The organism is Acidaminococcales bacterium, assembly GCA_031290885.1.
In the GTDB taxonomy this organism is placed as follows: Bacteria; Bacillota; Negativicutes; order Acidaminococcales; family JAISLQ01; genus JAISLQ01.
Genome location: JAISLQ010000002.1, coordinates 1 through 24627, shown reverse-complemented (window position 1 = coordinate 24627; position 24627 = coordinate 1). Strand labels below are relative to the sequence as shown.

The 24627-nt window shown below is 52.7% G+C and carries 25 protein-coding genes; 21 read left to right on the top strand and 4 right to left on the bottom strand.

Annotated features, from left to right (window positions below; all coding sequences use genetic code 11):
- Positions 1–770: Ppx/GppA family phosphatase (locus LBO03_00235; GenBank protein ID MDR3348027.1), on the top strand; the 770-nt coding region annotated here is incomplete at its 5' end.
- Positions 771–790: 20 nt separating this feature from the next.
- Here LBO03_00235 and thiC read toward each other — a convergent pair.
- Positions 791–2098 (bottom strand): phosphomethylpyrimidine synthase ThiC, encoded by a 1308-nt coding sequence (thiC, locus tag LBO03_00230; GenBank protein MDR3348026.1) that lies wholly within the window; start codon positions 2096–2098, stop codon positions 791–793.
- Positions 2099–2968: 870 nt separating this feature from the next.
- Between thiC and secG the strand changes: the two genes are divergently transcribed.
- The 18 genes from secG (at position 2969) to LBO03_00140 (ending at position 19773) form a co-directional block, all read left to right on the top strand.
- Positions 2969–3199, top strand: coding sequence for a preprotein translocase subunit SecG (gene secG / locus LBO03_00225; GenBank protein MDR3348025.1), 231 nt, complete (start codon positions 2969–2971; stop codon positions 3197–3199).
- A 229-nt stretch (positions 3200–3428) separates the two neighbouring features.
- Entirely contained in the window at positions 3429–5453 is a 2025-nt protein-coding gene (locus LBO03_00220) for a sodium-translocating pyrophosphatase (GenBank protein MDR3348024.1), read from the top strand.
- Positions 5454–5789: 336 nt separating this feature from the next.
- Entirely contained in the window at positions 5790–6179 is a 390-nt protein-coding gene (locus LBO03_00215; protein MDR3348023.1) for a PaaI family thioesterase, read from the top strand.
- Positions 6176–8455: a ribonuclease R gene (gene rnr, locus LBO03_00210; protein ID MDR3348022.1), complete on the top strand. Its 2280-nt coding sequence runs from the start codon at positions 6176–6178 to the stop codon at positions 8453–8455. The genes LBO03_00215 and rnr overlap by 4 nt, the downstream gene beginning before the upstream one ends.
- Before the next feature lie 2 nt (positions 8456–8457).
- Positions 8458–8943: an SsrA-binding protein SmpB gene (gene smpB, locus LBO03_00205; GenBank protein ID MDR3348021.1), complete on the top strand. Its 486-nt coding sequence runs from the start codon at positions 8458–8460 to the stop codon at positions 8941–8943.
- Between the two features lie 157 nt (positions 8944–9100).
- The gene (locus tag LBO03_00200) at positions 9101–9373 is read left to right on the top strand and encodes a transposase (GenBank protein ID MDR3348020.1); all 273 of its coding nucleotides are present in this window, start codon (positions 9101–9103) and stop codon (positions 9371–9373) included.
- A 125-nt stretch (positions 9374–9498) separates the two neighbouring features.
- A complete protein-coding gene (gene fapR / locus LBO03_00195; protein MDR3348019.1) occupies positions 9499–10074 on the top strand; it encodes a transcription factor FapR in 576 nt (191 codons plus the stop codon).
- Entirely contained in the window at positions 10071–11084 is a 1014-nt protein-coding gene (gene plsX, locus LBO03_00190; GenBank protein MDR3348018.1) for a phosphate acyltransferase PlsX, read from the top strand. The genes fapR and plsX overlap by 4 nt, the downstream gene beginning before the upstream one ends.
- Before the next feature lies 1 nt (position 11085).
- The gene (locus tag LBO03_00185; GenBank protein MDR3348017.1) at positions 11086–12093 is read left to right on the top strand and encodes a ketoacyl-ACP synthase III; all 1008 of its coding nucleotides are present in this window, start codon (positions 11086–11088) and stop codon (positions 12091–12093) included.
- A 238-nt stretch (positions 12094–12331) separates the two neighbouring features.
- Positions 12332–13303, top strand: coding sequence for an enoyl-[acyl-carrier-protein] reductase FabK (gene fabK / locus LBO03_00180; protein MDR3348016.1), 972 nt, complete (start codon positions 12332–12334; stop codon positions 13301–13303).
- Positions 13294–14220: an ACP S-malonyltransferase gene (gene fabD, locus LBO03_00175; GenBank protein MDR3348015.1), complete on the top strand. Its 927-nt coding sequence runs from the start codon at positions 13294–13296 to the stop codon at positions 14218–14220. Before fabK ends, fabD begins: the two co-directional genes overlap by 10 nt.
- Positions 14221–14234: 14 nt before the next feature.
- Positions 14235–14972, top strand: a complete 738-nt coding sequence (fabG, locus tag LBO03_00170; GenBank protein ID MDR3348014.1) for a 3-oxoacyl-[acyl-carrier-protein] reductase — start codon at positions 14235–14237, stop codon at positions 14970–14972.
- A 51-nt stretch (positions 14973–15023) separates the two neighbouring features.
- Positions 15024–15263: an acyl carrier protein gene (locus tag LBO03_00165; GenBank protein ID MDR3348013.1), complete on the top strand. Its 240-nt coding sequence runs from the start codon at positions 15024–15026 to the stop codon at positions 15261–15263.
- 87 nt (positions 15264–15350) lie between these two features.
- A complete protein-coding gene (locus LBO03_00160; GenBank protein MDR3348012.1) occupies positions 15351–16307 on the top strand; it encodes a nitronate monooxygenase in 957 nt (318 codons plus the stop codon).
- A 1-nt stretch (position 16308) separates the two neighbouring features.
- Positions 16309–17556 (top strand): beta-ketoacyl-ACP synthase II, encoded by a 1248-nt coding sequence (fabF, locus tag LBO03_00155; protein MDR3348011.1) that lies wholly within the window; start codon positions 16309–16311, stop codon positions 17554–17556.
- Between the two features lie 21 nt (positions 17557–17577).
- Positions 17578–18309, top strand: coding sequence for a ribonuclease III (rnc, locus tag LBO03_00150; GenBank protein MDR3348010.1), 732 nt, complete (start codon positions 17578–17580; stop codon positions 18307–18309).
- Between the two features lie 188 nt (positions 18310–18497).
- Positions 18498–19502 carry a radical SAM protein gene (locus LBO03_00145; protein MDR3348009.1) on the top strand — a complete coding sequence of 335 codons (1005 nt, stop codon included), beginning with the start codon at positions 18498–18500 and terminating at the stop codon, positions 19500–19502.
- An 88-nt stretch (positions 19503–19590) separates the two neighbouring features.
- The gene (locus LBO03_00140; protein MDR3348008.1) at positions 19591–19773 is read left to right on the top strand and encodes a transposase; all 183 of its coding nucleotides are present in this window, start codon (positions 19591–19593) and stop codon (positions 19771–19773) included.
- Between the two features lie 38 nt (positions 19774–19811).
- Here LBO03_00140 and LBO03_00135 read toward each other — a convergent pair whose 3' ends face one another.
- Positions 19812–20765 (bottom strand): nucleoside 2-deoxyribosyltransferase, encoded by a 954-nt coding sequence (locus LBO03_00135; protein MDR3348007.1) that lies wholly within the window; start codon positions 20763–20765, stop codon positions 19812–19814.
- Between the two features lie 285 nt (positions 20766–21050).
- On the opposite strand from LBO03_00135, the gene LBO03_00130 reads away from it, so the two are divergent.
- Complete coding sequence (locus LBO03_00130) at positions 21051–21380, top strand: FkbM family methyltransferase (GenBank protein ID MDR3348006.1); 330 nt, start codon at positions 21051–21053, stop codon at positions 21378–21380.
- Positions 21381–21462: 82 nt separating this feature from the next.
- Here the strand turns inward: LBO03_00130 and LBO03_00125 are convergent, their stop codons facing one another.
- Positions 21463–22020, bottom strand: coding sequence for a hypothetical protein (locus LBO03_00125; GenBank protein ID MDR3348005.1), 558 nt, complete (start codon positions 22018–22020; stop codon positions 21463–21465).
- 44 nt (positions 22021–22064) lie between these two features.
- Positions 22065–23744, bottom strand: coding sequence for a dihydroxy-acid dehydratase (gene ilvD, locus LBO03_00120; protein ID MDR3348004.1), 1680 nt, complete (start codon positions 23742–23744; stop codon positions 22065–22067).
- Positions 23745–24131: 387 nt separating this feature from the next.
- Here ilvD and LBO03_00115 point away from each other — a divergent pair.
- Positions 24132–24627: ATP phosphoribosyltransferase regulatory subunit (locus LBO03_00115; GenBank protein ID MDR3348003.1), on the top strand; the 496-nt coding region annotated here is incomplete at its 3' end.

Genomic DNA, 24627 nt, shown 5'->3' with positions numbered 1-24627 from the left:
GACAAAAAATCCCCGGTCTCACCAGCGAACGCGCCGATCTCATTTTGGCCGGCGTAACCATCATAAACACGCTTATTTCCACAGCCAAAAGCAAGGAGATTATCGTATCGGGCTGCGGCCTGCGCGAAGGGATGTTTTACGACTACTATCTGCGGCGTCTTGGCCGCCCGGCGATGGTTGAAAACATTTTAAAAGAGAGCGTGGAGAACATGATGTCTTTTACCGTGGGCCGCGCCGCTCACTCGCGCAAGGTAACCTTGTTGGCGGAAAAAATGTTTGCGGCTTGGAAATCATTGCACAAACTGGGCGGCGACGATTTCAAAGTGCTTTATATAGCGTCCGCCCTGCATGACCTTGGCATCAGCATAAACTATTATTTCCATCCGCGGCACAGCGCTTACCTGATTGAAAACGCCCCGCTCATGGGAGTGACCCACCGTGAGCAGATAATGGCCGCGCTTGTCGCCAACTGGCACAACAGCGTGTCCATGAAAAATCTTCAGCGCGGGATATACAAAGATTTTCTGAGCGAAAAAGACATAGCGGCCGCCCGTAAACTGGCGGTGATCCTGGCTATGGCCGAAAATCTTGACTTTACGGAAACCAACGCCGTCAAAGACGTATTCCCGGACATATTGGCCGACGGGCGGGCAGTATTGGGCGTTGCCATAGATGGATCGACCCGTATAGAATTGGACGAGTTGCGCGGCAATCTTGACTGGTTCAAAAAAGAATTTAAAACAGAACTGCTCATCAGAACAAATTTTTAATGGGATACCTTCAAGGCGCGCTATTTTCCCAAGCTTGCGCCTTTGCCTGCCAGAATGTCCCTTGTTATCTTTAGCGCGCACATCCTGCCGCACATCGAGCAGGTATGCAAATCGGATGGCGGCGCGCTCTCGCGGTATTCCCGCGCTTTGTCGGCATCTATGGCCAGTTCAAACATTTTTTCCCAGTCAGTCTCATATCTTGCCGAAGCCATGCGATTGTCCCAATCGCGCGCCCCGGGCACATTCTTGCTTATGTCGGCGGCGTGGGCGGCTATTTTGGCCGCAATGACGCCGTCTTTGACGTCCTTTAAGTCCGGCAGCCGCAAATGTTCGGCAGGGGTTACATAGCAAAGAAAATCCGCCCCCGCTGCCGCCGCTATAGCGCCGCCGATCGCGGACGTGATGTGGTCGTATCCTGGCGCTATATCTGTAACCAGTGGCCCCAAAACATAAAAAGGCGCGTTATGGCAGAGGCGCTTTTGCAAAACCATATTGGCGGCGATTTCGTTTATCGCCATGTGCCCCGGCCCTTCCACCATTACTTGCACGTCGCGTTCCCAAGAGAGCTTTACCAGATGGCCGATCTCAATCAACTCGCTTATCTGCCCGGCATCCGTGCTGTCGGCGATACAGCCCGGGCGCAGGGCATCGCCTATGCTTATTGTTACGTCAAATTCACGAAATATTTCCAGCACGTCGTCATAATATTCAAAAAATGGATTTTCCTTCCCGGTCATTTCCATCCAGGCAAACAACAAGGCGCCGCCGCGCGAGGTGATATTGACAATGCGCCCGCCGCGCCGGAAAGCTTCGATGCTCTTTCTGGTCAGGCCGGCGTGGACGGTCATAAAATCAACGCCTTCTTGGGCATGCGCGCGTAAAACCCGCAAAAAATCCTGCGCGGCAATGTCTTGCAAATCCTTTTTAAGATAACCTATGGCGTCATATACCGGCACCGTGCCGATCATGGCCGGCGAGCGCTCAATGAGCCGCTTGCGGAAAACATTGGTTTCGCCGTAATTGCTCAAATCCATGATCGCCTCGGCGCCAAATTTCAAAGCGAGATCGACTTTGCGCATTTCCAGATCATAATCCCGGCAGTCGCCGGAAACGCCAAGATTGACGTTTATCTTGGTTCTAAGTCCGCCGCCCACCCCTTCGGCGGAAAGGGAGCGGTGGTTGACATTGGCCGGAATGGCCGCCGCGCCGCTTGCCACAAGTTCCATAATCTTTGCGGCGGCAATGTTTTCCTTTTGCGCCACAACTTTCATCTCTGGCGTCAAAATGCCCCTTCTGGCCGCCTGCATCTGGGTTTTGAACTCTTTCATTTCTCTTTTCACCTCTTGGGGTTTCGGCATTTTTAAAAACAAAAAAATTGTTTCGGTAAAAATTGCTTTTTTCAGAATTTGAAGGTGTTTAAAAACTCGCTTTCGGTATATTCCCAAGACAATTTTTTGTCGCGCCGGGAAGCGTTGGCGGCGCATGCCGGAGAAAGTCTACCGGGAAACTGCCGCAGCGGAGCGGAAAATTAGCGGCAAAAAGGCCAAATAGAGCTTTCAAACATGCCCTGATATTATGCTAACACAAAGGAGGCGCTTTCGCAAACCCTCGCCCAAACAGCCGCGCCGCCGAAGTTTCGTCTTTCGCAGGATTGTCGCGTTTGTCGTAAAATTTCGCATCGTTTGCCACTAACGATCTTTCCTTTGCAGCAACCGCGCAGGATATTGCCGGCGCCGGCAATATCCGATACCAAAACGCGCCCCTCGGCGCGAGTCAGCGTTTCCTTTGCGGCATCGTCCGTCCGGCCTTCTATGATTTCGCCGATGGCGCGGTCTATCGCTCCGATATCTTCCGCCGCCAAGTCCTCTTTCCGTTTAAGCAGCGGGGCCTCGTCCAAAGGCGGCGGTTTCTTGCCCTTGTATTCGGCGTTTTCGCTGGGCAAGGCGGCGCAAAAAACGGCGCAAAAACGACAAAAAGTGTCAAGTTAATAAATAGTATTGTAAACCTTTGCCGTATATGTTAAAATGCAACATAGCGGATTCAGCGCGCCCCTGTTTTTGGGGCGGCGGATTATACCTTGTAAAACCGCCCGGGGCACAATGTTCGCAGCCAGTTTGCGTAAAAGGGCGCGATACGGCCGCCGCGTGGGCGCTTGCGCTTGTTTTGCCGGATTTGCCGGTTAAGGAGGAAAGATTGTTGTGGTTACAGGATTGCTGGTGCTTGATGCGTTAATTGCCGTTTTAATTATCGTAGTCGTTATATTGCAGCCCGGCAGAAGCGCCGGGCTTGGCGCGATAGACGGGGGCGCGGACGCGCTCTTTGGCGGCAAGGTGAAAGGCGTGGATCTTTTGCTTTACAAGGCTACTATGGCCTTGGCCGTGCTTTTCGGCGTGATCAACGTGCTTTTGGCTAAATTGACAATGGTTTGAGGCCAAAGGATGATTTTTTCATCCGCTTGCTGCGCCTTTCTTTCAACACCGAACGAACCCGCCCCAAGTTTTCGGCTCTGGGGCGGCGGGTTGCGAAGGGCGGCTAAGTTCGGCGTGGGCTCGGCGGGGATTTGGCCCTTGTGCTTAACGAAGTCTCGTTCAACAAGCCGGACGGCGGCATTTTGTGTTCGTCAAACTCTTATGATCAGTGAAAGGAGTCAAATCTGACTTGGAAAATCAACTTGTTTTACCTATTGTCGTAGGGTTTATGGCTTTGTTTTTTGCTTACTCGCTCGCCTCGGCGATTAGCCGCGCCAATCCCGGAAACGAACGCATGCGGGAGATAGCGGGTTACATTCATGAAGGGGCCATGGCTTTCTTAAACCGCGAATATAAGTATTTAGCGGCATTTGTCGTGATTACGGCGCTGATAATAAGCGCTTTCCTGTCGGTTTATACCGCCGTTTGTTTTGTCCTGGGGGCGATTTTTTCTGTTTTGGCCGGCTATTTTGGCATGAAAGTGGCGACCAAAGCCAATGTCCGCACGGCGGAAGCGGCTCGCCGCGATATGCCCAGCGCGCTCAAAATAGCTTTTTCCGGCGGCGCGGTCATGGGCATGTGTGTCGTTGGTTTTGGCATACTGGGCCTTGCGGTTGTGTGCTATGTGTTTAAATTTGAAATCGCCATAGTTACCGGGTTTAGCCTTGGCGCATCGTCCATCGCCCTTTTTGCCCGCGTCGGCGGCGGCATTTACACCAAGGCGGCTGACGTTGGCGCCGATCTCGTTGGCAAGGTGGAGGCGGGCATACCGGAGGACGATCCGCGTAATCCCGCCGTCATAGCGGACAACGTCGGCGACAACGTGGGCGACGTTGCCGGCATGGGTGCCGATTTATTTGAGTCTTACGTGGGCGCCATCGTTTCTGCCCTTACGCTCGGCAGCATTGTTTATGCTGACGGACATGGGATATTTTACACCTTCGCTTTGATGTGCGCCGGCATCATCGCTTCGGTTTTCGGGGTGATTGTCGCCTCAAGGAGCAAGGGCGAAAATCCGCAGGCGGCGCTCAATCTCGGCACGTACGTGGCGGGCGGCCTTACCACCGTGGCTTCGGCGTACCTAAGTTTTAAAGTGTTCGGCGGGTTCAATGCCTTTTACGCGGTTTTCGCGGGCTTGATCGTTGGCCTTTTAATTGGAAAGGTTACGGAAATATATACTTCAAGCGACTATAAGTCGGTCAAAAGGATCGCCGAACAATCCCGGACGGGGGCGGCCACGACCATTATATCCGGCTTGGCGGTTGGCATGTACTCCACGTTTTGGCCGATGTTTTTTATTTGCGTAGGCATTATAGTATCCTTTTTCTCCATGGACGGCTTGGCTGATCCGGCTAAAGGGCTTTTCGGCATAGCGCTTGCGGCGATCGGCATGTTGGCCACTACCGGCATGACGGTTGCCGTCGATGCTTACGGCCCTATTTCGGATAACGCCGGCGGCATTGCGGAAATGGCGGAATTGCCGCATGAAGTGAGGGAAATTACCGACAAACTTGATTCTGTCGGCAACACTACGGCCGCGATCGGCAAAGGCTTCGCCATAGGGTCGGCGGCGCTTACCGCGCTCGCGCTATTTTCTTCTTATGCGCAGGTTGTTGGCCTTAAAGTCATTGATATTTTAAACCCGCTGACACTGGTCGGCGTTTTCATCGGCGCTACCTTGCCGTTCCTGTTTGGGGCCATGACCATGGAATCTGTCGGCAAGGCCGCCAATCAAATGATTGACGAAGTGCGCCGGCAGTTCCGCGAAATCCCTGGACTCTTGGAAGGCAAAGGCAAGGCCGATTATTCCAAATGCGTTGAAATCTCTACTGCGGCGGCCATACATGAAATGATGCTGCCGGGCGTCATGGCTATCCTCGCGCCGCTGATCGTGGGATTTTTGTTCGGGACGGAAGCTCTCGGCGGGATGATTGGCGGCGCGGTTTCTACCGGCGTTTTGCTCGCCATATTGATGGCTAACGCCGGCGGGGCCTGGGATAACGCCAAAAAATATATTGAGTCAGGCGTTTACGGCGGCAAAGGCGGCGAAACGCACAAAGCGAGCGTGGTCGGCGACACGGTCGGCGACCCTTTCAAGGACACGTCCGGCCCGGCCATGAACATACTGATAAAATTGATGACGATAGTGTCGCTTGTTTTTGCGCCGTTGATCGGACAGTACGGCGGCATTATAACCGAGCTGCTTATCAAATGACATGTGCGCGTTTCGCGGCGCGGCCCTTTGGGCCGCGTTGTTTTTCTTTTTGCGCTTTATGCCAAAGAAAAAAGTTATAATCTTCTTAAATTAACACTATACTGGCGTTATGGACAATTCGCCGCCGTTTTGCGCCGCGCAGGGCGGCAAATTATCTCGCAAATCCGGTTCATGTTTCAATCTGAGAACAGCATTAGCTATTTTCATCATAAAATGATATAATTTTGCCGTAATGCCCCGTTGGCGGCGACTGGCGCGGAACGCGGCGGTCGCCGCCGGCAAGAAACACGTTCGGCAAAAACATTGTCGGCGCGCGGCCTTTTGGAGGGGATGAAAATGCGGGAAGAATATCCGTGGTGTTTTGGCTGCGGCCGGGACAATCCGGCCGGGCTCAAATTGGAGTTTACCCTTGAACAGGGAATATACAGCGCCGTTTTCACGCCGAGGCGCGAGCACCAGGGATATGATGGAATGGTGCACGGCGGTATAATAGCCGCTTTGCTTGACGAGGTTATGGGCGACTATGTTTATGAATTGACCGGGCAGAAAGCTTTTACCGCCAGGCTGCAACTGCGCTACCGGCAGGCTGCGCCTATCGGTCAGCCGCTGAAAGCGGAATCTTCCGTCCTCAAAAGGAAAGGGCGGCTGTATGAAATGAAAGGGGAAATTTTTCTTTCGGGCGGGTCGCTGGCCGCCGAAGCAAAAGGGAAAATCATATTGGCATGAAGAAAAACGACATTGAACGCAAATTGCTGGAATTAATGGAAAAATCAGCCTATAGGCCCATGCCGGAAGAAGAGATATTGGAAAGCCCCGAGTTTGCCGGGGCAGACTTAAAGCTGTTTTGGGCGGCCGTCAAAGAACTGCTTGACGCCGGGCGGATAGTGCGTACGCGCTTTGGCACTTACGGGTTGCCGGAAAAAATGAATTTGGTGGTTGGGTCATTATCTTTAAATAGCAAAGGCTTTGGTTTTGTCCTGCCGGAACGCAAAGAAATGGAGGACATCTTTATTGCGCCCGGCGGCCTTTCGGACGCGATGAACGGCGATCGCGTGATTGCGCGCGTCAGCGGCCGGTCACACGGCCGCAAGCCGGAAGGCGAGATCGTCAGGATACTTAAACGGGCAAACACTACCGTTGTCGGCAATTTCGTCCAACGCGGCTCTTTCGCGTTTGTTGCGCCGGATGACAAAAAGATAACGCAGGACGTTTTTATCGCGAAAAAGAATTTTGGCGGCGCCAAAGACGGGCAGAAGGTAGTGGCGGAATTCATTGTTTGGCCGCAGGATGGCAAAAACGCCGAAGGCCGCATCGTGGAGGTGCTGGGAGACCAGGGCGACAAAGGGCTTGACGTGCTCGCGATCATAAAACAGCATGGCTTGGCGACCGCTTTTCCGAAAAAAGTGCTGGAAGATGCCGATAAGGCAAATTCAGCCGTAGAGGAGACGGAGTTTGCCAAAAGGCGCGATCTCTGCGACCGCCTGATCGTAACCATTGACTCAGACGACGCCAAGGATCTGGACGACGCTGTAAGGCTGGAGGAAATAGCTGACGGAAGCTGGCTGCTAGGCGTTTATATAGCCGACGTCAGCTATTATGTGCAGGAAGATTCCCCGCTGGACAAAGAGGCGCGCGAGCGCGCTACCAGCGTGTACCTGGCCGACCGTGTCCTGCCTATGCTGCCCGAGCGCCTGAGCAATGGCCTGTGCAGCCTCAACGCCGATGAGCCGAGGCTGGCTATGGCGTGCGAGATGAAAATAAACGGGCAGGCGCAGATAACAGATTACGAATTGTTTCCTGCGGTGATAAAAGTGCGCAAGCGCCTATCGTACAGCGCGGTAAGGGAAGCGTTGCGGGAGGGGGCGCCGCCGGCGGGCATGGAACCGCGCCTTTTCGGCATGTTGCGGAAAATGGACGCTTTGAGCGCGCTCTTGCATGAAAAACGTATGGAGCGCGGCGCGGTGGATTTTGATTTTCCCGAGCAAAAGATTAGGCTGGACGCCAACGGGCGGCCAACGGAAGTAAAATTAGTCAAACGCACGGCGGCGGAAAGAATTATTGAAGAATTCATGCTTAAAGCCAACGAAACCGTGGCAAGACACCTTTTTGAACGGCGGATACCGGCAATCTACCGTGTGCACGAGCAGCCGGATGAGGAAAAGATGGCGGCGCTGGCCGGGTTGCTCGCAACCTTTGGCTTAAGGCTTACGCGTGCGAAAAAAGTTTCGCCAAGCGACTTGCAGAAAATTTTGCGCAAGATAGCGGGCAAAAGCGAGGAAAAACTCATAGCGAAGGTTATGCTGCGCTCCTTGAAACAAGCTGAGTATGGCGCGGAAAACAGCGGCCATTTTGGACTGGCTTCCAAATACTACACCCATTTCACATCGCCCATACGGCGGTATCCTGACCTTGTCATACACAGGCTGCTCAAGGAAACCCTGAAACGCAAATTGGCCGCGAAAAGGCGGGAAAAACTGGAAAAATCTCTGCCGGAAATCGCCGTTCATTCCTCCCGCCGCGAACGGGTCGCGGAAGCGGCTGAACGGGCGGTGGAGGATCTTAAAAAAGCGGAATACATGCGTGAGCATATTGGCGAGGTTTTCCCCGGACACATAAGCGGAGTTACTTCTTACGGCCTTTTTGTGGAACTGGAAAGCGGCGTGGAAGGGTTGCTGCATGTGTCCGCCCTGACGGATGACTATTATGTTTTCATTGATAGCGAATACCGTCTTGTCGGGGAAGGGTCGGGCAAGGTCTATCGGCTGGGCGATCCGATAAGCGTGGAGGTATTGCAAGCAAGCGCCGCCGGCCGGACGGTCGATTTCGTGCTGCCCGGACGTAAACTGGCGGAGCGGGATGCTGCATTGGAGCGCTTGCGCGCTTATAAAACGGCCGGCAAAAAAAATGGCGGCAAAAAAACCAAAAGCGGAGAAAAAAAAGCGGGCGCCGGCCAATCCGGCTCTGCGGCGGCAAGCAAAAAACCCGCCCAAAGAAGGCAATGACGATGAAAACGGCGGACGATATAAAAATATTGGTGGAAAACCGTAAAGCCAGGCACGACTATTTTATACACGACACCTATGAAGCGGGCATTGCGCTTACCGGCACGGAGGTAAAATCGCTGCGCGCCGGCAAGGCCAACCTGCGGGACAGCTACGCGCAAGTAGACAAAAGCGCGCAAGTGTATCTTTACAACTTGCACATAAGCCCTTATGAAGAAGGCAACCGTTTTAACCACGACCCTTTGCGGACGCGCAAGCTGTTGCTGCACCGGGCGGAAATAAACAAACTGATTGGCAAGGTAAGGGAAAAAGGGTACACGCTGGTACCGTTGAGATTGTATATGCGCCGGGGCAAGGTAAAGGTGGCGGTGGGGCTGGCTACCGGCAAAAAATTGTACGACAAGCGCAGCGATCAGGCGGAAAAAGACGCTAGGAGAGAAATTGAGAGGGCGGCCGCAGCCGTTTCCCGAAAAGGCGGCGAGAGGTAGCCTTTTCGCGCCGGGCAGGTTAGAGGCAAACATACGGTTTTTTGTTCCTTAATTTTGCTTCGCCGAGCTGAAAGAAGTATTCGGGATTGCGGCGGCGACCTATTGCGACCGGAGCAAGCGGCAAGAAGAGGTCGACCTTCGCGCAAGATCTGCGATCTTGGACAGGGCGGCCTTCCACCGAAAGAAGAAGCTCAAGGAATTGGCGAGGAGGCAAGGGGCGCGCGTCCTGTTTTTGCCGGCACATTCGCCTGACTTGAACCCCATAGAACAGGCCAGGGCAACCATGAAGCGGGAGTTGGCGGGCATTTTGCCGGGAACGGACGGCTTGGTGTCCGCCATGCCGCAATATTTTCTGCGTTACACCTTGCTTTATAATTATTGGACTGAATTGCTATGCGCCATACAATTTTACGGGCAGGTCGGCAATTAATCAGCGGTTGCTTAGATAATTAAACGAAAAACTTGTGGCCGTTTTGGTTTTTGTTGACATTTAAATTGTCTCTTATTATAATTAGCATTATATTAGCAGCAAGTAATAATACCGGGTGATGATTTGTGAAACAGGCGAAAAAAGTCCGGCGACAGGAGCTTTTGCGGGAAATCTTGCAGAACAATCCATTTTATACCGATGAACAGCTTGCCGCCGAATTGTCAGTAAGCGTACAGACAATAAGGCTTGACAGGATATGCCTCGCCATTCCGGAATTGCGCGAACGCGTGAAGGCAATGGCGGCTCGTGCCCAGGTGAAACTGAAAGCTGTTGACAGCCGCGACATAGTTGGCGAACTTATTGACATGGAGCCGGGGGCAAGCGGCATTTCGGTGATGCGCGTAAGCCCGGACATGACCGTAAGCAAAGGTGGGGCAGTCAGGGGGCACTACATGTTCGCGCAGGCCAATACGCTTGCCTTGGCCGTAATCGACGCGCCGGCGGCCCTGACGGGTGTCGCGAACATAAAATACCTGAAACCGGCCTACGGCGACGACCGGCTTGTCGCCAAAGCCCAAGTTATACGTAAGCGCGGCAATAAATATTTCATCTGGGTAAAAATCAGAAACGACGAACATGAAGTATTCAGGGCAAAATTTATAGTGCTGTCTTTGGCCGGCGGAGAGGGCAACGCAAAATGAAAATAGCGGTCGATGTTATGGGCACGGACTACGGCCCAAGCGAAATAATGCAGGGAACGATTGATGCCGTGAATGATTTTGGCTGCAAAGTAATTTTAGTTGGCGATGAAAAAGAGATCGAAAATATTCTTGACGAAAAAAAAACACACGCGCTGACGCGTTCAAAGATTTCCATCTGCCATGCCGACGAAGTCATTGACATGCATGAGTACCCGAGTGTTGCCGTACGCAAAAAAAAGAACGCTTCCGTCGTCTTGGCGACCAAACTTTTGAAAGAAGGCAAATGCCAGGCGGTCATTTCCCCCGGAAGCACGGGGGCGGCGGTTGCCGCCGCGCTTTTGGGCCTGGGGCGGATAGCCGGCATTGAGCGCCCGGTCATCGCGACGCCCATACCCAATAAAAGCGGCACAACAGTAGTCGTCGATTCCGGCGCGAATGTTGACAGCAAACCGCAGCACATGGCACAGGCGGCTATTATGGGATCGCTTTACGCCAGGCATGTGCTGCAGATAAAGAATCCGCGCGTGGGGCTGCTTAACATAGGCGAGGAAGAAACGAAGGGCAACGAACAGGCGCAAGCTACATATCCATTGCTGCGGCGGTTGAAAAGCGTCAATTTTATCGGCAACGCCGAAGGGCGGGACGTTACCAACGGCAAAGTGGATGTCGTTGTCTGCGACGGTTTTGTCGGCAATATCCTGTTGAAATTCGCCGAAGGGCTGGCGGTCGTCATTATGCAGCTTTTACGGGAGACAATAAAGCGGGGCGGAATTTTGACCAAAATAGCGGCTCTGCTGATGTTCCCGGCCTTGCGTGCGCTCAGGAAAAAAATTGACGTTGCCGAATATGGCGGCGCTCCCTTGCTTGGCGTCAACGGCACTTTCATAATATGCCACGGCAGCTCTAAGGCGCGTGACATTCGCAACGCCGTGAGAGTGGCTATTGAATTTAACAACAACAATCTCCTCGAACATATAAAAACAGCCATCGTGGAGGCGAAAGAAGCATAATATGCGACAATTCAAACAAGCCGGGGTGCTTGGCGTTGCCTACAGCGTTCCCGATAACGTCCTGACAAATCAGGATCTTGAAAAAATGGTTGACACCAGCGACAAATGGATTACGGAACGTACAGGCATAAAAGAACGGCGCATAGCGGCCCCCGGCCAAGCGACTTCGGACATGTCTCTTGCCGCCGGCCAAAAGGCGCTGGACAGGGCCGGCGTAAAAGCGGACGAGATTGACCTGGTGATAGTATGTACCCTTTCGCCTGACACGCTCTTTCCTTCCACCGCTTGTATTGTGCAGTACAGGATCGGCGCCGTAAACGCGGGCGCGTTTGATTTGTCGGCAGGCTGTTCAGGTTTTGTGTACGGCCTTTCGGTTGCCTGTCAGATGGTAAACGCCGGCGCGCACAAAAAAATCCTTGTAATCGGCGCGGAAACCCTTTCCAGGATATTAAACTGGAAAGACCGCAATACCTGTGTCCTTTTCGCCGACGGCGCGGGGGCGGCCGTTATCGGCGAGGCGCCTGACGGCTATGGTTACATTAACAGCGTAATTGGTTCCGATGGGGCGGGCGGCAATTTTATAAAAATGCCGGCAGGCGGGTCGCGTATGCCCGCCACGGCGGAAACGGTCGCCAACAATCTTCACGCTATACATATGGACGGGAGCGAAGTATTTAAATTTGCTTCGCGCATTGTGCCGAAAGTAGCATTTGACGTACTCAAAGGGACGGGTATCGCGGTCGGCGACATTGATATCGTCATACCGCACCAGGCGAACGGCCGCATAATAAAATCAGCGGCCAAAAGGCTGGGGCTTCCGATAGAAAAATTTTATGTAAATGTCGAAAGATACGGCAATACTTCCGCCGCTTCCGTGCCGATAGCGCTGGCCGAGGCGTGGGAGAACGGCCTTGTCCATAAAGGAAACAATGTTTTGCTGATTGGCTTTGGCACCGGGCTGACCTGGGCGGGTTGCCTCCTCAAATGGTCTATTGAAGGCAACCTCTGATAATGCACGGCGGCACTGCCGCGAACATTTTCCCGTTTGGGGCAGGGGCTTCGCCTTATATCGCAAATTCGGCGCCCGCCTTCGCAGAGGATGCAGGCAGTAGCTTTTTGTGCGTCTGTGGCGGCGGAAACTGTTGCCGTTATGCCGGGCGAAAAAGTCTTTCGACGCAGTGCCCCGCAAGCGGGATTGTTGGGTGTTTCCTTAACCGAGTGTTTAATCAGGAAGGAAGTAATGCTAAGTGTATGAAAACCGCGTCTGCAAACTTTTTGAAATAAAATATCCCATTGTCCAGGGCGGTATGGCTTGGGTAGCGACAAGCGAACTGGCGGCCGCCGTTTCCAATGCCGGCGGGCTGGGGATCATCGGTGCCGGGCATATGCCGGCGGCGGTCTTGCGCGAGGAAATACAAAAAGCCAAAAAGCTGACATTGAAACCGTTCGGCGTTAACATTATGTTGCGTTCTCCTTTTGTGAAAGATGTAATGCAAGTGGTACTGGCAGAAAAAGTAAAAGTTATTACGACAGGCGCCGGCAATCCGGCTGAATACATTCCCGCCCTCAAAAAAATCGGAACAAAAGTCGTGCCGGTTGTGGCGTCCGTCGCCTTGGCGACCCGGCTCGCGCGTTCGGGGGTGGATGCCCTGATTGCTGAAGGCCATGAAAGCGGGGGGCATATCGGGACGGTAACTACTATGTGCCTGATACCGCAGGTAGTGGACGCCGTGGACATCCCGGTTATCGCCGCTGGAGGCATAAGCGACGCGCGCGGCTTGGCGGCGGCATTGTGCCTCGGCGCGGAGGGCGTACAGATCGGCACTCGCTTTGTCGCATCCGATGAATGTATCGCGCATGAAAACTATAAGAAAGCCATTCTCAAGGCCAAAGACCGGACGTCGGTCATTACGGGGACAAGCACGGGCCATCCGGTCAGGGTACTGGAAAACATGCTGACAAGAAAATTCGCCGAAATGGAAAAAGCCGGCGTCAACGCGGAAGAATTGGAAACCTTTGGCGCCGGCAAGCTGAAAGCTGCGGCCCGCGACGGCGATGTGCTGTTTGGTTCGGTCATGGCCGGCCAGTCGTCCGGGATGGTAAAAGAAATAAAAAGCGTGCGCGAAATAATACAAAACATGATTGTTGCCCTGCCGCGCGTATTCGAGGACGGCAGCAAATTCAACGGCAATTTGAAAGGAAAAGAAAAATGTCTTTAGCGTTTATCTTCCCGGGGCAGGGCGCACAATACGCCGGCATGGGAAAGGATGTTTACGATAGCTTCTCCGCCGCGCGCGAAATATTTGCGCAAGCGGACGAGGCTCTTGGGTTTGCTGTAAGCGAACTTTGTTTCAAGGGGCCGGAAGAAGAGTTGCGTTTGACCGTCAATACCCAGCCGGCTATTTTGACCGTAAGCGCCGCCTTGTGTGCCGTTTTGAACGAAAAGGGCGTCAGGCCGGACATGGCCGCCGGGCACAGCCTTGGTGAATATTCCGCGCTGGTGGCGGCCGGCGTTATAAGTTTTGCCGACGCGGCGCGGGTTGTCCGCGAGCGCGGCCGGCTGATGCAGGAAGCCGTTCCCGTTGGCGATGGCGCTATGGCGGCGGTAATGGGCATGACGGAGAATAAAATCGTCGAGATCTGCCGGACGCTGGAAAAAGCCGGGCACATAGTGCAGGCGGTAAATTTTAACTGCCCGGGGCAAGTGGTTATCGCGGGCGCGGCCAAAGCGGTGAAGCGCGCGATTGAGCTGCTTAAAGAAAATGGTGCGAAAAGGGTGTCGTTGCTTCCGGTCAGCGCGCCTTTTCATAGTACGTTGCTTTTGCCGGCGGCGGAAAAGCTCGGTGAATTTTTAAACGAAATTGAGTTCAGCGACGCCCGGATACCTGTTTACTCCAATGTAACAGGCCAGGCGGCGACCGATAAAGACGAAATCAAGGCCCTGCTGATAAAACAGGCGGCAAGCCCGGTGCTATGGGCAAGCCTTACGCGGGCTATGGCCGAAAGCGGCGTTGAAACCTTTGTGGAAGTGGGGCCGGGGAAAGCACTTTGCGGCTTTACCCGGAAAATAGTCCCCGGAGTTTTGGCGGCCAGTGTATCTGACGTACAAAGCCTGGAAAAATTTCTCGTACCTTAAGGAGGCGGATGCGGATGTTATTGGAAGGCAAGACGGCTCTCGTTACCGGCGGCTCGCGCGGCATAGGGCGCGCCTGCGCCATACTGCTGGCGAAAGAAGGCGCTGAAGTCGCGGTAAACTATGCCGGCAACCATAACGCGGCGCAAGAAACTTGTGAGATTATCAGATCCTTCGGGCGCAGAGCGATAGCCGTCCAGGCCAACGTCGCGGACGGCGCGCAGGTTGCGGAGATGATCGGGGCGATATTGCGGGAGTTTTCCCGTATTGACATTTTGGTGAACAACGCGGGAATAACAAAAGACAACATACTTATGCGCATGAAAGACGAAGAATGGGAGGCGGTCATAGAAACAAACCTTACGGGCATGTATAATTGCACCAAAGCGGCAACAAAACTTATGTTGAAACAAAAATACGGCCGCATTGTCAATATGACCTCGGTCGTCGGAGTAAACGGCAACGCCGGCCAGGCCAATTACGCGGCGGCCAAGGCGGGAGTTATCGGGTTTACCAAAGCGGTAGCCAAAGAACTGGCTTCGCGCAACATTACGGCGAACGCCGTTGCGCCCGGTTTTATCCAAACGGACATGACAGCGGCTCTTTCGGAAAAAAACAAAGAAGAAATAGCAAAAACAATCCCCCTCGGCGTATTGGGGCAGGCGGAGGACGTGGCGCAAGCGGTCTTGTTTTTAATAACGGCAAAATACATTACAGGCCAAACTTTACATGTTGATGGCGGCATGGTAATGTAATATCATATAATCCATATTCAGCCTGCAGAACGAGCTTTGGAAGGGGGTGAAATTATGAACACTTTTGATAAAGTTAAAGAAATCACAGTGGAACAACTTAGCGTGGACGCCGGGGAAGTTACTATGGACTCTACTTTTATTGATGATTTGGGCGCGGATTCCCTGGACATTGTCGAACTCATTATGGCCTTCGAGGAAGAATTCAATATTGAGATTCCGGACGAAACCGCTGAGAAAATTCGTACCGTGCGCGATGCGGTCGAGTTGATCGACAAAGAAAAGCAGGCATAATGCGCGGCGACGATGCGCTGATTTCAAGAAAGTCCCGTTAAATCGGGACTTTCTTGAAGGTGATTTTATCAAATGGAGGAGTTTTGGGTGAAACTTCCTGCGCTTAAAATAGGCAATCTGGTGGCGTCCATTCCCATTATTCAGGGAGGCATGGCGATAAGATTGTCTACGGCGCGTTTAGCCGCCGCTGTTGCGCGCGAGGGCGGCATAGGGCTCATCGCCGCTTCTGGGATGGCTTTTGACGAACTTAGGAAAGAAATCCGGCTGGCCCGCCGGCTGACGGAAAACAAGGGCATAATCGGCATAAACGCTATGGTGGCCGCCAAGGAATTTCTGGGTCTTTTGCATACGGCCATCAGTGAGGGCATTGACCTCATTGTCGCTGGCGCGGGTTTTTCGCGGGATATGTTTGCCATAGGCAAAAAATCCGATACGCCGATTGTACCGATAGTATCCACGGCAAAGCTGGCGAAAATATCCCAGAGCCTTGGCGCGGCGGCGGTGGTGGTGGAAGGCAAAGAAGCCGGCGGCCATTTGGGGACGGATCTTTCCATGCGCAAGATTCTGCCCGAAGTCAAAGAAAGCGTTAACATACCGATTATTGCCGCCGGAGGGGTCATAACCGGCCAGGATATAGTTGACACGCTCAGATTGGGCGCCGACGGCGTACAGATGGGCAGCAGGTTTGCGGCCAGTTGCGAAGCCAACGGCGCTCCTGCCTTAAAAGAATTTTATCTGAAAGTAAAACCCGAAGACGTTGTGCTCATAGACAGCCCTGTGGGGTATCCGGGGCGCGCCGTGAAAAATCCGTTTGCCGTGAAAGCCCTTGCCGGCAGCGCGCCGAAGCCGGTTGTTTGCGATTCCTGCCTGAAAAGCTGCACAAGAAGTTTTTGCATAATAAGGGCCCTGACCCGCGCGCAACAGGGAGACGTGGATACGGGGCTGGTGTTCACGGGGGAGAGAATGAGCGAAATAAAAGAAATATTGCCGGTAAGAGAAATTTTCTTCCGTTTGTTGCGCGAAGTGGAAACTATAATAGTGTGAGGTGCTTTTTTTGAATAGACGAGTTGTCGTTACAGGCTTGGGCGCAATCACGCCGATCGGCATAGGCAGGGAAGAATTTTGGGCATCGTTGGTGGAAGGCCGCTCCGGGATAGCCACTATAACCTCGTTTGATTCCAGCGCCATAAACTGCCATATAGCGGGCGAAATAAAAGATTTTGAGCCAAGCAATTACATAGACAAAAAAGAAGCGAAAAGAATGGACAGATTTACCCATTTTGCCGTCGCGGCGGCAAAGCTCGCTTTTGAAGATTCCCGTATCAATCTGGAAAAAGAAGACAAAGACAGGATAGGGACGTGCGTAGGCACAGGGATTGGCGGCGTCGACACCTTGCAAGGGCAATTCAAAGTGCTTTTTGAAAAAGGGCCTGACCGTATCAGCCCGTTTTTTGTCCCCATGATGATCGGCAATATGGCGGCAGGGCAAATATCCATTATGTTCGGGCTGAAAGGCGTGAATACTTGTGTGGTAACGGCCTGTGCGACCGGGACGAACTGCATCGGCGATTCCTTCCGCATTATTGCGCGCGGCGGAGCTGACGTCATGGTGGCCGGCGGCACGGAAGCCGCCATTTCGCCGATAGCCGTCGGCGGGTTCGCGTCCATGAAGGCGCTGTCCACCAGAAACGGCGAGCCGGACAAGGCTTCCCGTCCGTTTGACCGTGACCGCGACGGCTTTGTGATGGGCGAAGGCTCGGGGATAGTCATACTGGAAGAACTCGGTCGCGCCCTGCGCCGGGGCGCGGACATCTACGCGGAAATAATCGGTTACGGCGAGAACGCCGATGCCTATCATGTAACGGCGCCAGCGCCCGGCGGGCTGCAAGCGGCGAAATGTATGCGGGCGGCGCTGGACGACGCCGGCATTCCGCCGGAGGAAGTTGATTATATAAACGCGCACGGCACGTCGACACCGATGAACGATTTGAACGAAACAAACGCCATCAAGGAAGTTTTTGGCGGCCACGCGAAAAAATTGGCCGTAAGCTCGATAAAATCCATGACCGGCCATCTTTTGGGGGCATCTGGCGGCATAGAAGCCATAGCGACGGCGCTTACGCTGAAAAACGATATTATCCCCCCCACCATAAATTATGAAAACCGGGACGGGGAGATGGATTTGGATTACGTTCCCAATGTGGCCAGAAAGAAAAAAGTCAACTGCGCCCTTTCCAATTCCTTCGGATTTGGCGGGCATAATGCCACGCTTATTTTTAAAAAATATCAATAAAAAAGAGAAATTGAAGCAACTATGGGAAAAAAAGCGGAACGCAACGCCCTGTTAGAGCAGCTTTGCCAAAAACTCAATATAAAACCGCGACATATTGGCATCCTTGACCAGGCGCTTACGCATACGTCGTTTGCGCACGAAGCGAAAACAAATCCCAAACCGGGGGACAATGAGCGGCTGGAATTTTTGGGCGACGCTGTTTTGAGTATGGCGGTGTGCACCTATATTTACAACAAATTTCCAGACATGCCGGAAGGCGAGATGACCAGGATGCGCTCGAAAGTCGTGTGCGAGTCGGCCTTGGCCGGTTACGCGCGGGCACTCGCGCTTGGCGATTACATACTTTTGGGCAAAGGCGAAGAAGCCTCCGGCGGCAAAAACCGCAGTTCCATCCTGGCGGACGCCTTGGAGGCGGTCATTGGCGCCTGTTACATTGATTGCGGCTGGAAAGCGGCGAGCAAGCTGGCCGTCTCCCTTACGCGGCAGGAATTGGATTCGCCCGGCATTGCTGAAGATAAATACGACTTTAAAACGAGATTGCAGGAAATGGTGCAAAAAGACAATAATTCGTCCGTCAGCTATCTTTTGCTTTCTGAGTCCGGGCCGGGGCACAACAAAGTTTTTGAAATGGCGGTTCTTGTTAACAACAAACTTGTCGCTTCGGCCGAAGGCTCATCCAAAAAAGAGGCTGAACAGGCGGCGGCAAAGCTGGCGCTGTCTGAAATGGACGGCCCGGCGTTGCTTCCCGGCTAAAATCGCGGCGTCTTTGCGGCGTTATTGGCATTATTCATCCGCCAATTAAACATTGCGCAAGGATCATGCGTACATTGCGCGTTTATGAAAGCCCATAGATCTGCTATACGCAAAATGCGCGTTGTGCGACTGTCACTTCAACAGTTGCCTGTTTCGCCCCGAAAAGGGACGGATAACCGGGGGTAGTCATGCCGCATATTATTCCGGTCTTTATAAATCATGCCGGCTGTCCGCACAGATGCGCCTTCTGCAACCAGCGCGCCATAAACCGGCGGGCGGGGTTTTCTTTGCCTGCGGTTCGCGCTCAAATCGCGGAAGGGTTAAAATGGCGGCCGGGCGGCGAGGGAAAAGAAATAGCTTTCTACGGCGGCTCGTTTACAGGGTTGCCGGAAGAAACCCAAGAAAATTTGCTGGGGATTGCGCAAAACTTGCGGCGCGAAGGCAAAATTGATACAATACGCCTGTCCACGCGGCCTGATTATATTGACAAAAAAGTCGTGCGCAGGCTTTTGGCGCATGAAGTCGACTTGGTGGAAATAGGGGCCCAATCTTTGGACGATCGGGTGCTTGCTCTCGCCCGGCGCGGACATGACGCGCAGAGCGTAATGGACGCGGCGCGCCTTTTGCGCGCCGCCGGACTTAAAACCGGCCTGCAATTGATGGTTGGCTTGCCGGGGCAGACTTGGCGCAGCATTGCCGAGACGGTCGAAAAAGTCATAGAAATAAAACCGGACACGGTTAGGATATACCCTTTGCTCATTTTGGCCGGCACGGAATTTGCCGCCGCATGGGCAAAAGGATGCCTTGAAGCGATGGAACTGGAGACGGCGGTCGAAGAAGCCGCTTACATTACGGACAAAGTTACCGGCCACGGCATAAAGGTTATCAGGACTGGACTGCAGGACGATGCTGGCTTGCGGGAACAGGGAGCTATTTTGGCCGGGCCATACCATCCGGCTTTCGGCGAACTTGTCGCTGCCCGCCGCTGCCGTAAAGCCATGGAAACGATATTGGCGGGGCGCGGGGGCAAAGGGGAGGCCGTCTTTAACGTGCCGGCGCGCTATTTATCCCAGGCGCTTGGGCATAAAAAAAGCAACATGGCCTATTTCAAACAACATTATCCGCAAATTGCCGTAACTTTTGAAAAAACGGAGTGCGAAAACATCCAGCTGAAAGAATTTCACCGTGAATGACAACCGCTGGCACATAAAAAAGATTTGCGCCTGTTGATTTTATTCGCGTACCGGGCGGTTGGTTCGGGGCATCATCGTAATATTGGCCGTGCGGGGTTTTGCGGGCAGGTTGCGCCTGTTGTTCAAACGCGCAGGGCGGCCGGCATATTCGCCTGACTTGAACCCTATAGAAAAGATCTGGGCAAACATGAAGCGGGAGTTGGCTGACATTTTGTCGATGAAGGACGACGTAGTGACCGCCGTATCGCAATATTTTTTGCGTTGTACCTGACTTTATAATTATCAGACTGAATTACTATATATCTGTTTTTATGAATTTATTCTTTTGTCGATAGCGAAAATCATATTTTTCAAGCGGGTTATGAACTCTGTCTCTTTTTCTTCGCCTATGTCCCATTTAATGGTATTGTGTTGCGTAACATCAAAATGTCGATTGTCAAAATCACTTGTGTGGCAGGTCATTATAACCTCTTTACCCAATGCTTTGGCATAGCCCGCCTCAAAATAAACGCCTGGCTTTTGAAATGTTAAATCAGCAACTACGAAAGCCGCTGACTCAATATCATTTATGATTTCAGTCATTATGTAATTTGTATGCTGCTTATCTTTGACGATTACGGGGATGTACTCTGTGCCTTGAAAAGCTTGTTTTATGCAATGCTCCGCTCTGTCAATAATGTACTGTTGCTTTTCTTTTTCTTCTTTAGTGCCTGCATCTTTATTTGGCGAAAAAGCCATTGCTACAAAGACATTCCAGCTTTTCCGGGAAAACTTTTCAATTTTCTTCCAGCCTTTTAAAGCAAAAGTTATTTCTTCTTGGTTGGATGGAGATTGGAAGTCAATATACCCCTTTTTTTTAAGCATGTTAGTCATTGCTTTGGCTTCTTGGGAAATTTCATTTTCGCCAGAATTGGCAGGCATATAAAAATAGCAGTAGTTATACGCATCTGCTTTGTGATAGGCGGGCATGTAAGTGTTAAAAGTTTCAATTTCGGTGGCTAAAAGCGCCATTACCATGTCAATACGCTTGCTCATTGTCAACGGATAATACTTTCTGATTTCATCTATGTGATATAGATTTTCCTCATTGCGTTTTTTACTGGCTATTATTTTAGGAGCTATATGTGTATCTTTGTTTTTATGATTTTTTAATATTACGCGTAAAAAATAAAATATAGCTGAACGCAATTTTATGCGCTCAATTTTTTTACCTTCATCAGTGTTTTCCGAATTTTTTAGAATTTCAGTTGCTAAATATTCCAAATAAAACATCCCGCAAAGCGGACATTTATGTTCAGATCCACTTTTTTTCGATAGAAACCAGCTCAATTTGCTGCCACATATAGGACAAGGCTTCTCTGTTGACGGCATTACAAGCACCTCCGTTTTTTTGAGTTGCTATCAAATTGAAAATTATCCCATACACAATATGCTGACTGCTCATCGTGCCTTAATCATTGTTCTTTTTGCCTGCTTCCTCAATGACATCCCCAAGCAGTCGCGAAAAATCAACGGCAGTCTTTTTTGTTATAACAGATTTTCCTGTATCTGTTTCAATTTCCTTGCGGGCGTTTCCGGCTATCTGCCCGCCGCGGCGAAACCGTAGAAACCATCCAAGCCATTGACCTGGATAGCTATGTCCGCGAAAACAACCTGCCGCGCGTCGATTTTATAAAAGCGGATATTGAAGGGGCGGAACGGCAAATGCTCAAAGGCGCACGAAATGTCTTGAAAGAGTTTTCCCCTAAACTGGCGGTTTGCACCTATCACTTGCCGGACGACCCGCAGGTACTGCGCGATTTGATTTTAGAAGCCAACCCACGTTACCGCGTTGAGCAAAAATATAAAAAAATATACGCTTATGTTCCGCGTTGCTAAAATACAAACGCACAAGAAAACGGCTGCCTGACCGCAGATTTACTCATGGTCGTGACAGCCGTTTTATTGCATGGCGCAACAACTACTTTTTTGGCTCGTCCGGCGGTTGTTCCCCGGTTATCTTCAATACCTCGATCCATTCCTTGACTACTGCTTCGGGTATTGTGTAAGTGGCGTTGCCGCGCGGCGAAAAATTCACCCTGACGATAAGCTCCTGGCCTTTTTCAATGGCAACGGTGGTCATATCCGGCAATTCCTTGGGGCCGGTGCGGGCGGTAGGCGCCCTGGACAAGCCTATGCCGCCGATCATGACGGGAGAGAGCGGCAGGGCGTTTATATAGCGCTCCGAAACTTTTATGTCGAACGTGTCGCCGAGCGTCGCATTGTCTTGCAACGTGAAATTGAGCAGGAAATAAGTGTCCGTCTCAAATTTTTTAGCGGCAGTTGCGATGCGCAGCGGCTTAATCGTCCTGACCAGCGCTATCGAATGCATATTGCGGCTGTCATCGGAAAACATGTACTTGCTCGTATAAGTTATCGCGCCGGAGAAAGGTTCCGCCGTTCTCTCGATTTCAGCCGAAGCGATGCCGCAGGCCGAAAGGGCGAAAACAAGCGCAAAGATTAAGAAAAATTTTTTCACAACATAATTCCCCCCGTCTCTTTTTGAAAAGATTGCGGGTTGGTTCAGCGATCGAAGGTGTCCCGCAAAACCGCGCCCGTATTGGCCGACATAACCAAATGCGCGTAACGCGCTAAGTAACCGCTTTTTATTTTGGCCGGCGGCTTTGTCCAGGCTAAGCGGCGGCGGGCAATGTCCTCTTCGCTGAGCCTGGCCGATAGCTTGCGGTTGGGTATGTCGATCTCTATTATATCGCCGTCTTGCAAAAGGCCGATTACGCCGCCTTCCATCGCCTCTGGCGACACATGGCCTATGCAGGCGCCGCGCGTCGCGCCGGAGAAACGCCCGTCGGTCAAAAGCGCGACTTCCTTGCCCATGCCCATGCCGGAAAGGACGGAGGTAGGATTGAGCATCTCGCGCATGCCCGGCCCGCCCTTCGGCCCTTCATAGCGGATAACCACCACATCGCCTTTTTTTATTTTTTTGCCGAGGATCGCCTCTATCGCGGCATCCTCGGAATCGTATACCCGCGCCGGGCCGGTATGGGAAAGCATCTCCGGGTCAACGGCGCTTTCTTTCACCACCGCGCCGTCGGCGGCCAGATTGCCGCGCAGTATGGCGATCCCGCCAGTAGGCCGGTAGGGATTGTCAATGGGATGTATTACTTCATGGTCGAGATTTTCGGCATCTTTTAAATTTTCTCCGATTTTTTTGCCGGTAACGGTAATGCAGCCGGTATTTATCAGCTTTTTCTTGGACAGTTCTTTCATGACCGCCTGTATGCCGCCGGCCTCGTCAAGTTCCTGCACGAAATGTTTGCCGCCGGGGCTGAGCGAAGCCAGATAAGGCGTTTGGCGCGCTATCTGATCGAATAGGGAAAGCGGCAGTTCGATTCCCGCCTCATGCGCTATTGCCGGCAGATGCAGCGCGGTGTTGGTGGAACCGCCGACCGCCATGTCGACGGCTATGGCGTTCCTGAAAGCATCCGGCGTCATAATGTCGCGCGGGCGGATGTTTTCCCGCAAAAGAAACATGATCTGCTGGCCGGCCCGGCGCGAAAGCGCCGTGCGCATACCGGTATAGGCGGCGGGAATGGTGCCGTTGCCGGGAAGGGCCATGCCTATAGCTTCCGACAGGCAGTTCATGGTATTGGCCGTGTACATGCCGGCGCAGGAACCGCAGGTAGGGCAGGCGGCCTTTTCCACGGCGGTCAGCTCAGCTTCGCTGATTAGCCCGGCCTCGAAACGGCCGGCCGCTTCAAAGGCGTTGCTTATGCCGATGTTTTGCTTGTTGAGCCGGCCGGCGAGCATAGGGCCGCCGCTGGCGATTATGGCTGGAATATTCAGCCTGGCCGCCGCCATGAGCATACCGGGGACGATCTTGTCGCAGTTGGGGATCAGCACCAGCGCATCGAAACGGTGCCCACAGGCGACCGCCTCTATGCTGTCGGCGACCAATTCGCGGCTGGCCAGCGAGTACTTCATGCCATCGTGCCCCATTACCACCCCGTCGCAGACTCCGATGGCGGGAAATTCCATAGGCACGCCGCCGCCTGCCCAGATGCCTTCCTTGACCGCCTTGGCGATCTGGTCCAGATGAAGGTGCCCGGGGATTATCTCGTTTTGCGCGTTGACAACGCCAATCAGCGGTTTGTCAAAATCTTCCTCGGTAAAGCCCAAAGAATAAAATATTGAACGGTGGGCGGCTCGGGTGGAGCCTTTTTTTACATCGTCGGAACGTCTCAAAATAAAACCTCTCTTTAATCAAGCATTATTGGTCTATGTATCTTGTGGAGTAAGGCAAAAGATTTTTTCGCAGGGCATAGCGGCAAAAGCTGTTGCCGCCGTAGGTGCGCAAAAACATACTGGCGGCTGTCTCCTGCGAGGGCAAGGCAAAAGCCCGGCCGGCGCCCGGGCGAAAAAACATTCGGCGCCGCGCCGCAATCAGTTATTGGAGGGTTTCCTACAGTTTTCCTTATTATAATATAATTATAACATAACACGCAAGCGGCAAACTAAAAAGGGCGGCGGACAGGCTTTCGATATTTTGCTTATTCGGCCGCCGCGTATTGAACAGGGGGCAAAATTTGTGGTAAAATAAACAAATCAACAAACAGTCGGGAGGCGAATTTAATGTTGACAGGCGCGCCGCGCGGCACGAAAGACATTTTGCCGCAGGCAGCGGGACGCTGGCAATATCTGGAAAATACTGTCCGCGCCGTGTGCTGTTGCTACGGCTATGAAGAAATCCGCACGCCGGTTTTTGAGCATACGGAACTCTTCCTGCGCGGCATTGGCGATACGACCGATATAGTGGAAAAGGAAATGTACACTTTTGCCGACAGGGGCGGCCGCAGCCTCACCCTGCGGCCGGAAAACACGGCGGCGGTTGCCCGCGCCTATGTTGAGAACAAACTTTACGCGGACAATCCGCTTTGCAAAGTGTATTACATCGGGCCGATGTTTCGCTATGACCGGCCGCAGGCCGGTCGGTTCCGGCAATTTCATCAGTTTGGCGCGGAAGCGGTGGGACTGCCGGGCCCTGACGTTGACGCTGAACTCATCCTGCTGGCGGCCGCCTTTTTGCGCAAGCTGGGGCTTAAAGATCTGAAACTTCTTTTAAACTCGG